At 62.2% G+C, this 7879-nt stretch carries 8 protein-coding genes and 1 pseudogene; 5 read left to right on the plus strand and 4 right to left on the minus strand.

What is annotated here, in order from left to right; all coding sequences use genetic code 11:
* Positions 1–162: 162 nt before the first annotated feature.
* Complete coding sequence (locus ABIE57_RS19920) at positions 163–609, minus strand: TA system VapC family ribonuclease toxin (RefSeq protein WP_354540784.1); 447 nt, start codon at positions 607–609, stop codon at positions 163–165.
* A gap of 318 nt (positions 610–927) precedes the next feature.
* Positions 928–2037, minus strand: coding sequence for a tyrosine-type recombinase/integrase (locus ABIE57_RS19925; protein WP_354540785.1), 1110 nt, complete (start codon positions 2035–2037; stop codon positions 928–930).
* Between the two features lie 190 nt (positions 2038–2227).
* Here ABIE57_RS19925 and ABIE57_RS19930 point away from each other — a divergent pair, with 190 nt between their 5' ends.
* The 5 genes and pseudogenes from ABIE57_RS19930 to ABIE57_RS19950 all read left to right on the plus strand — a co-directional run bounded on the left by ABIE57_RS19930 (position 2228) and on the right by ABIE57_RS19950 (position 6632).
* Positions 2228–3079 (plus strand): DUF1403 family protein, encoded by an 852-nt coding sequence (locus ABIE57_RS19930; RefSeq protein ID WP_354540786.1) that lies wholly within the window; start codon positions 2228–2230, stop codon positions 3077–3079.
* A gap of 2 nt (positions 3080–3081) precedes the next feature.
* Entirely contained in the window at positions 3082–3693 is a 612-nt protein-coding gene (gene scpB, locus ABIE57_RS19935) for an SMC-Scp complex subunit ScpB (RefSeq protein ID WP_354540787.1), read from the plus strand.
* Positions 3694–4177: 484 nt separating this feature from the next.
* Positions 4178–5783, plus strand: a pseudogene (gene istA / locus ABIE57_RS19940) (IS21 family transposase).
* Positions 5780–6343: an ATP-binding protein gene (locus ABIE57_RS19945; RefSeq protein ID WP_354540647.1), complete on the plus strand. Its 564-nt coding sequence runs from the start codon at positions 5780–5782 to the stop codon at positions 6341–6343. The pseudogene istA and the gene ABIE57_RS19945 overlap by 4 nt, the downstream one beginning before the upstream one ends.
* 37 nt (positions 6344–6380) lie before the next feature.
* Positions 6381–6632 (plus strand): ATP-binding protein, encoded by a 252-nt coding sequence (locus ABIE57_RS19950; protein ID WP_354540788.1) that lies wholly within the window; start codon positions 6381–6383, stop codon positions 6630–6632.
* Positions 6633–6715: 83 nt separating this feature from the next.
* Here the strand turns inward: ABIE57_RS19950 and ABIE57_RS19955 are convergent, their stop codons facing one another.
* Positions 6716–6886: a hypothetical protein gene (locus tag ABIE57_RS19955; protein ID WP_354540789.1), complete on the minus strand. Its 171-nt coding sequence runs from the start codon at positions 6884–6886 to the stop codon at positions 6716–6718.
* A 268-nt stretch (positions 6887–7154) separates the two neighbouring features.
* The coding region (locus ABIE57_RS19960; RefSeq protein WP_354540790.1) for a hypothetical protein at positions 7155–7879 on the minus strand (725 nt) is incomplete at its 5' end.

Raw genomic sequence — 7879 nt, forward strand, 5'->3', positions numbered from 1 at the left:
CAGGTCGCCCTTGCAGGCGATGAAGGACTGGCACAAACTCAAGCCGCAGTTGTTCAGGAAGAAGCCATACTACCTTCCGGGATGTGACACCTAAGTTCCTTGGAGGGCCATGTTTCATCCGCTTCATCTGTCACTCCGGCGCTCCTTCCCTTGGTGGTGTGTTCACATAGATTTGCCGGATGGAATCAGGTGAAGTGTGGCCTTTCCGTCTTTCACCGCATTCACGGACAGACGCCGGTCAAATGTGGCAAGTTGACCGCCACGTACCTTTGCCAGAGCCAGTAGGTAGGTATCTGTGACTTGTGCGGAGGTCAGGACCCGGCTTGCGTCAATAGCGTCAGATCCGACAAGACTAAAATCTTCGGCCCAGAAACAGTGCCCGGGCAAGGCGCGCAACTGCTCGACGATCCCAGCCACCACGGCTGGAGATCCGGGCGAGTTTGGATATTTCGCGTTGCCGAGAATTCGCACCACTCCGTTTTCTGTAATCGGACAACTGGCCCACGACGTGTGACCTTCGCTTGAAAACCAGTTATGCGCATCGTCATGGGCGATATGGGCCGGATCGATCAGGGCAATCAGGACGTTGACGTCGAGAAGGTAGGTCAAGGCGCCTCATCCCGAAGGGTGTTCACGAGATCCATCGTCACGGGAGGAGAGTCGGGGCGAGATGCCAGAAGTGGGATGCCGTTACGTTCGGCCCGGGAGGCGGGGCGTTTAAGCGAGCGCCGAGCAAGCTCGGATACCACCTCACCCAAGCTGCGTCCTTGTTGACCCGCGATCGCCTTGGCTGCAAGCAGGACATCGTCATCAATAGACAGAGTTGTTCTCATGGTGGTTGCTCCGCGCATCAATCATCACGCATCATATGGGGAGTTTTCTGGGTTCATCAAGAGCTGAATTTAGGCTGCCAGTAGGGCAGGGGGCTCACAACCCCGCCGCCTTTGTCAAATTCACGCGGAACCTGTCGCGTCTGCGCTGATAGCGACGGGTCATCTCGGCGCTGGCATGGCCGAGTTGTTTCTGCACATAGCGCTCATCCACCTCGGCACTGCTGGCCAGACCGGCGCGCAAGGAATGGCCGGAATAGAGCTTCACGCGCTCCGCATCAGGCAGATCGGGGCGCAGGCCTGCTGCCAGCACACAGGATTTGATCAATCGCGCGATGTACTTGTCATTCAGCCGAGTCTCTCTCGCGCGCTTGCCGTCACGTGTCACGCGAGTGAAAATCGGCCCGAAACTGATGCGCCCATAATGCAGCCATTGTTCCAGGGCGTGGACAGGGCAGGTCTGATCGCTTGATCCACGCCCGATTTCGACTTCGCGCCAGCCGGTCTTGCCGCGCAGAGTGATCAGCGCGCCGCCGTCAAGAATGTCGATCCAGCCGCCAGAGTCGAGCGTGTCATCCTTGTGTCGGTCCAGGCTGACAATCTCGGAGCGCCGCAACCCACCGGTAAAGCCGATCAGCAGGATGGCCCGATCGCGCAGGCCGCGCAGGTCATGGGGCAGGGTGACGACCATGGCACGGATATCGTCTGCGAGGATGGCCTCTTTCTGCATGGGTGGGCGCGCATGCTTGCGCCGAATACCAGCCAGAACGCTTGCGATATGGCGGTCCGTGCGATCAAGCCGCAATCCGCGTTGTGCATAGCCCCAGCCCAAGCCTGACAAGCGGCGCTCGATCGAGGCGACCGACAGGGCAGGGGGCTTGGTTGCACCGTGGCCCTGTGGTGCGGCCAGATCCGCAATATAAAGGCCCACAAGCTCCGGCGATGGGGGCAGGGGGTCCGCCCCGCGCATCCGGCACCAGCGCGCGAAATGCGCCCAGTCCTTCGCATAGGCCTTCAGCGTGCTCTCGGAGGCGGCGGCGCGTGCATAGTCGCGCGCGGTGTCGACCAGGCGATCGAGGCTGCTGGACCCGGCGACGTGGGCGGGCAGAGCAATGCCATCGCTGTGGTGTTGATCTCTGTCGTCGATCTGAGCATCCTCAAGATCATCAGAGGGCGCTGACGTCGATTTGTCGGTCTCTGAGTCCATCGTATCCCTGAAGATCCGCTAATTTTGCGCCTGTGCCGCAGCATATCTTTTAATGTCCGATAATGCAAACTTATTGGACACAAAGACATCGTCGAAGAGGCGGCGTATATCGCAACTTTCGGTGGCTAAAAGCGCCGCCTCGCCTTAGGCTGTCGGTATGAAAAAACTGCACGAACAGCCTAGCCAAGCCATGCCGGGGCCTCCGCCCTTGCCCGGATGGATTGCTCGGGCGGCGGCTGAACCCCTTGACGCGGCGGCGTTCCGGTCGGGGGCGGCGCTGGCGCATCTGGCGCTGGTTGCGGCGGCCGATGTGCCCCTGCCGCTGTGGCGCGACCGGCTTGCGCTGGCGGCTGCGGAAACCTGCGCGGCGATGGCCGGGCGGCGCGAAGGGCAGGGCGCCTTGCGCGACGCGCTGCATCTGACGCGGGCAGGCGACGATCCCGGCCCGGCGGGGCGCGTCCTGCGGCAATGGAGCCGGGCGGTGGCGCGGCCGGTCTCGGTTGCCGGTTTGGGCCGGGTGCTGGAGGGGATCGCACCCGAACAGATCGGGCTTTGCCTGGATGCGGCCGGGCCAACGCCGGTGGACCGGGCGGCAGCGGTGATCGAAGCCGTGTTGGCCGACGTTCCGCGCGCCGAAACGGCCGCATTGATTCTGGCCGATGCGGTGCTGGCGCGGGGATGGGGGCAGGATCACGCAGTTCCGCTGCTGTCGCTGGCCATAAAACCGCGCGATCTACGGCTGCGGGGCGACGATCTGCGGCTGGCCTGCCACCGGGCGGTTGCGGCCGGTGCCGCGCAGGCGGTATCTCTGGCGACAGAGCTGTCACGGGCGGCGGCGCGGCTGCGGGTGGTGACTCCGAAGCTGCGGGCCGGGGGGGCGGGCCGCGCCGTCGATCTGTTCCTGTCACGCGAGGCGCTGACGCCGGGGGCGCTCGACTTCATGTCTGATCGGGCAGCCCGGCGTCTGTGTGACCGGCTGGTCAATCTGGGTGCGGTGCGCGAGCTGACCGGTCGCGAAACCTTCCGCCTGTATGGGCTGTGACGATGAAAAGCGCCCGAACAGAGACGGTTTTCGACCGTGGTCTGGCCGATCTGCCGGCCGATCTACGCTGGCGGGAATGGATGCGGCGGATCGAGGCAGTGCTCTTTGCCTCTGCCACGCCGGTCGCTCGGGACGATCTGGCGCGGATCGTGGGACAGGGCGCCTCGGTTGATCTGCTGATCGAGGATCTTGCGGCGGATCTGGAAGGTCGCCCCTATGAGGTGGCGCAGGTGGGCGCGGGATGGATGCTGCGGACCAGGTCCGCCTATGCGCCCGCGATTCGCGCCGCAGCGGATGTGGGGGCTCAGGCCTTGAACCTGACGGAGTTCGATCTGGCCGTGCTGGCGGCGATCGCCTTTCACCAACCGATCAGCCGTGACGGGTTGAAGGAGATTTTCGGGAAAGAGATCAGCCGTGACCTGATCGGGCGGCTGGCGGACCGAGACCTGATCGGGACCGGCCCGCGGGAGCCTCGCCGCGGCGCGCCCTATACATTCGTCACCATGGATACCTTTCTGGCCGTCTTCGGGATGGAGTCCTTGCGCGACCTGCCCGATCCCGAGCAACTCGCAGATGCCGGCTTGGCGGGCCCGTCGGAGGCACTGGACATTTAAGAGGCAGCTAGGGCTTCGACAGGAGATCGGCAGTCTTCATGAAGCCGGGTTGCGGCCCGCAGCAAGGCGGCTAGATCAGGGGTTCTACTGCAGGTGGTTCGCTGCAAGCCGGCAGTTTCAGCAAGCTGATCCGTGAGCGCCTTGACCAGCCCGTTGTGGTTTCCAGCGGCATTGGCAAGCCGGTCCCAGAGGTTCAGCGGGCCGCGTTCTGTGGGGTCTCTCGCCTCGATCTGCCGCTCGGACAGCCGTCGTAAGAAATCGTGGCGAACCCGCTGCGACAGATGCGGGATCGTTGATGTCTGCCGCGCGACAAACAAGGTGAGAATCCAGCGTCAATCAGGATGAGAACGCGGGGGTGGGGTCTCGGAGGGAGGGCGTAGCCCGACCGGAGAGGCCCCACCCCCGCGTTGCGCCCCAAACGGGCGGGTCTGACGGTCGTGATCGGTTCGGATAGCAAACGATTTTCTGTGCAAGGAGATCGTTCATGCCGGGCCGTCATGTCACCGATCAACAAATGAGGCTCTTCATGACGCTCAGACAGACCCACTCAACACCCGTGGCCGCTGCCAAGGCCGGTATCAGTCAGGCAACGGGGTATCGGCTGCAAGCCGACCCAACGCCACCATCGCAAAAGAAGACACCGCGCGGCCGACGCCGCCCGGACCCGCTGGCCGATATTTTCGATGCGGAGGTGGTGCCCCTTCTTCAATCTTCCCCGGGGATCCGGCCGGTGTCGGTTTACGAGGAGCTTTTGCGCCGCCACCCCGATCTGGGCACGGGCATCCGGCGCACGCTGGAGCGGAGGATGCGTGCCTGGAAAGCCGAGCATGGCCCTGAACAGGAGGTGATCTTCCGGCAGACCCACACGCCGGGCAAAATGGGCCTGTCGGATTTCACGGCCATGGGCAAACTGGGGGTGACCGTGGCCAGCGAGCCGCTGGATCATCGGCTGTATCACTTCCGGCTTGCCTATAGCGGGTTTCAGCACGCCCATGTCGTGCTGGGGGGCGAAAGCTATGTGGCGCTGGCTGAAGGATTGTGAGACATGCCCTCTGGACGCTTGGGGGCGTGCCCCACGACCATCGCACCGACAGCCTGTCGTTCGGCGGGGAAACGCACCACTGGCGCCTTTCCTGATCCACCTCACCCTTCAAGAATCTGGACAAATCCGCCCAGGCTGACCTCACAGACCGCTTCGATGCCCTGTGCCGCCATTATGGCATGACGCCAACGCGCAACAACAAGGGCGTTGCACACGAGAATGGCTCCATCGAGAGCCCCAATGGCCATCTGAAGCGGGCGACCCTGGACGCGCTGGTCATGCGCGGATCGCGCGACTTCGAGGATCTGACCGCCTACCGCCGCTTCATCGACGAGATCGTGGGCCGGATCAACGCCCGCAATGCAAAACGCATCGACGTGGAGCGCGCCAGTCTCAGGCCTTTGCCCGTTCGGCGCACCACGGATTACGAGGAGGTCACGCTGCGCGTCACGTCCTCGGGCGGATTCACCTTGCGCAAGGTGTTCTACACCGTGCCATCCCGGCTGATCGGGCATCAGCGTCGAACCGAAGGTTCGCCTCCGGCGAAACGGGTTCGGCTCTACGATGATCGGCTGGAGTTGTTTCCGGGAGGCAGCGCCCTGATGACGCGGTCGGGCATCGAGCAGCGGCAGCCATGGTCACGTGGTCAATTACCACGTTTCGCCAGAGGCGAACCTTCGGTTCGACGGCGCTGATGGGGCTGGTCTACCGGGACCAGCTGTTTCCACGCCGAGCCTTTCGCGACATGTTCGCAGTCCTGCTGGAACAGACCGGTGAGAAGGCAGCTTGCCGCATGACCGTCGATCTTCTGGCGCTGGCCGTCGAACCGCAGGTTCGCCTCCGGCGAAACGACCGGGGCTGCGAGGCAGACCTGGCCGCGCAGATCGAGGAGGATCTTCGCCAGAACCGTCCGCCTGACATGGCGGCCTTGCGCGCGCTCTTCAGCCCGCCGATTGAGGCGCTCCCCAAAGTCGAGGTGCTGATGGCCGACCTGTCATCCTACGACCAGCTGGTCGGCACGGTATCCTATGTGGAGGTGACAGCATGACGTCGCCCGAGACCGACACCGCCCGTCTCACTCTCGCCCTGAACGAATTGCGCCTGCCAGCCATCAAGGCCCTCTGGCCCCGCTTCACCGAGCAGGCCGACAAGGAAGGCTGGCCCGCCGCCCGTCTGCTCAGCACCCTGGTGGAGCACGAGTTGGCCGAACGCGATCGCCGCCGTATCGAGCGACATCTCGCGCAGGCCCGCCTGTTGCCCGGAAAGACGCTCGAGACCTTCGACTTCGCCGCCGTTCCCATGCTGTCCAAGGCCCATGTCAGTGCCATCACCGCTGGTGACAGCTGGATCGAAAAGGGCAGCAATATCCTGCTGTTCGGCCCGCCGGGCGTGGGCAAGTCGCATCTTGGCTCCGCCATCGGGCTCGCCCTTGTCGAGAAAGGCTACCGCGTTCTCTTCAGCCGCACCACCGATCTGGTCCAGAAGCTGCAGCAGGCGCGCCGCGATCTCGTCCTTGAGGCCGCCATCGCGAAACTCGACAAATTCCACCTCGTTCGTCGGGCAAACTCTCCCCCGGAGAGTTTGCTGATCCGCCTCACTCCTCGATGACATCACCTACGTCACCAAGGATCAGGCCGAGACCAGCGTGCTGTTCGAACTCATCAGCGCGAGATACGAACGCCGCTCCATGCTGATCACGGCCAACCAGCCCTTCGGGGAATGGAACACGATCTTCCCCGACCCCGCGATGACGCTGGCCGCCGTCGACAGGCTCGTTCACCATGCCACCATCTTCGAGATGAATGTGGAAAGCTACCGACGCAGAGCGGCCGAAAAGGCAAAGGGACCAGGGCGGCCCGCCCAAAGAGCGACACCGGCCAACGTCAAAGCTGATTGACGCGCCGCGACAATCAAAAACACATACCCCTAAATCGCGACAGAAAACGACGGCATCGTCTCAAGTGTCGCGACCAAGGATTCTCATCCTGATTGACGCGCTCCTCTCATCCAGTTTGTCGCGCTACAGTAATCGCCATCTTCGAGACGTTCTTCCCAGTCGTCAGGGCGTCCATCATATTCCCGGCTGTCCCAGTAGGCATCGTTGTTGGGATTCATCTGGTTTGCACGATTGTCATCATCATGTTTCGCCATCGGTCAGCTTCCTTTCATTTGCTGGTGCCAATGCCTTTCTAACTAACCTCGACCTCCGAGAGCCACAGGTGACAAAAACGGGAAACTCAGTGTTCTGGATGCAATTTGCTGGTACCTGACAAGGCAAGATGAACCACCGCGTCCGTTATTCGCGTAAAAAAAATCCCGCCGAGATCGACTCGTGGGTCAAGTTTGTGGAAGATGACAAGCGCGCGAACTTCGGAGCTCCCGCGCATGCGCAACCCGCGGTCGATTATCTTTGTCAGCTTCAGGGTGTCGATCGGGTTGCCGCTTGATCGAGGGGGAACAGGTTCTCGACCAACGACCGGTGGCCGTTTTCGATGGCCGCTGGTTCAATGCCGAGCTTCTCGGCATAACGTGCGTTCATGCCCTCGATGATTGTCATGACATCATCGCCGAGCAGTTCTGCCTTGGTCGGGAGTGTCATAGTGTAAGCATAGGAAGCGATCGGGCCGAGATGCTTGGTAATCCGGGTCTTCTCGATCTCCGGGATCGAGGCCTGCATGCAGGCTTGGAAACACCAATAGCAAGTCGCCCAACACTCGACGATGTCGTCTGGTATCTGGTCATGCTCGTTGCTTAGATAAAACTGTCGGATGGCCGGAACGTTGCCGCCGAACACGTTGAACAACAGCCGACCCATTACAAAGGGCCAGCTGTCCTTGTCGCCTTCGGCGGGCAGGACCTGAATCGAGGAGCGCGGTGGTTGTTTGCGCTTCTTTGCCTCCGATCCCTTCCACGACGCAGCCGCGATAATCATCAGCAGTGCACGCAGGCGCAGGATATCGTGATTGTCCAGCTTTCCGGATTCTTGTCGGTCCTTGATGCGTTGACCGAATTTGAGTGCTGCGCTGACAAGCTGGTCTTTGGTGGCTTTCGGGAGTGTCATGAACTCTGTGTAACTGGTCCGGGCCATGCGGGTTTCAGTTACGGTCACGCGTTGAAGCGTTCGTCGAACATGATAGCGAATTG

The organism is Roseovarius sp. MBR-6, from assembly GCF_040547525.1.
Taxonomy (GTDB): domain Bacteria; phylum Pseudomonadota; class Alphaproteobacteria; order Rhodobacterales; family Rhodobacteraceae; genus Roseovarius.

What these genes read in the sequence shown, in the direction of transcription:
- scpB (WP_354540787.1), top strand. Translation starts at nt 3,082, where the DNA reads ATGAAAAGCGCCCGAACAGAGACGGTTTTCGACCGTGGTCTGGCCGAT.
- ABIE57_RS19930 (WP_354540786.1), top strand. Translation starts at nt 2,228, where the DNA reads ATGCCGGGGCCTCCGCCCTTGCCCGGATGGATTGCTCGGGCGGCGGCT.
- ABIE57_RS19945 (WP_354540647.1), top strand. Translation starts at nt 5,780, where the DNA reads ATGACGTCGCCCGAGACCGACACCGCCCGTCTCACTCTCGCCCTGAAC.
- ABIE57_RS19925 (WP_354540785.1), bottom strand. Translation starts at nt 2,037, where the DNA reads ATGGACTCAGAGACCGACAAATCGACGTCAGCGCCCTCTGATGATCTT.
- ABIE57_RS19955 (WP_354540789.1), bottom strand. Translation starts at nt 6,886, where the DNA reads ATGGCGAAACATGATGATGACAATCGTGCAAACCAGATGAATCCCAAC.